Consider the following 363-nt stretch of genomic DNA (forward strand, 5'->3'; position numbering starts at 1 on the left):
TGCTGGTCAGCGCGATCAGGATGGTCAGCGCGAAGATCGCCATGGCGATCTTGAACTTGTGCGGTCGCTGCTCGCCGGTGGGGTAATCGGTGACCACCACGAAGCCGCGGCTCTTGGCGGCCTGCGCCAGGTCGGTCCAGATGCTGTGGAACACCAGCATGTCACCGGCGCGCAGCTGCACGTCGCGCACGTCCTCGCGGATCACCTGCTTGTCGCGGTTGATCGCCAGCAGGCTGATGCCACGCTCCTTGCGCAGGCGCAGGTCGGCCGCGCTCTTGCCGATCACATTCGAGGTCGGCGGCACCACCGCCTCGGAAATACCGGCGCGGCTGGGGTTGAACAGGTCGCCCAGGTGCTTCAGGC

Annotated in this window: 1 protein-coding gene; it reads right to left on the reverse strand. The window is 66.7% G+C overall.

The genetic code is table 11. The features are described 5' to 3' along the window. Positions 1–363 (reverse strand): TrkA C-terminal domain-containing protein (locus EN850_RS34330; RefSeq protein WP_189591300.1); only part of this gene is annotated, 363 nt, incomplete at both ends.

Origin of the sequence: Mesorhizobium sp. M8A.F.Ca.ET.207.01.1.1, assembly GCF_004794715.1 — a bacterium.
Lineage (GTDB): Bacteria > Pseudomonadota > Alphaproteobacteria > Rhizobiales > Rhizobiaceae > Mesorhizobium.